The 376-nt window shown below is 66.5% G+C and carries 1 protein-coding gene; it reads left to right on the top strand.

The features are described from left to right. A partial coding sequence (locus tag LG396_RS38975; protein ID WP_443729189.1) for a histidine kinase occupies positions 1-376 on the top strand: 376 nt, incomplete at both ends.

The following is a 376-nucleotide window of genomic DNA, read 5'->3' as shown; positions in this document are numbered from 1 at the left end:
CGAACTGGCCTACCGTGGTGCGACCTTCGAGGAGATGGACGTCGACGCCGTGCTGGCCCGGCGTCCCGCGGTGGTACTGGTCGACGAGATGGCCCACGCCAACATCGCCGGCTCCCGCAACGGCAAGCGCTGGCAGGACGTCAGGGAACTCCTCGACGCTGGTATCGACGTGATATCGACCGCCAACATCCAGCACCTGGAGTCGCTGGGGGACGTTGTGGAGAACATCACCGGCGTCCGCCAGCGGGAGACCATGCCCGACGAGGTAGTACGCAAAGCGGACCAGATCGAGCTTGTCGATATGTCGCCCGAGGCGCTCCGCCGCCGCATGGCCCACGGCAACATCTACGCGCCAGACAAGGTCGACGCCGCCCTG

It is taken from the genome of Streptomyces aculeolatus (assembly GCF_020400605.1).
Taxonomy (GTDB): Bacteria; Actinomycetota; Actinomycetes; order Streptomycetales; family Streptomycetaceae; genus Streptomyces; species Streptomyces aculeolatus.
Note: the sequence above shows the minus strand (reverse complement) of the source record. Positions and strands in the feature narration are given on the sequence as shown.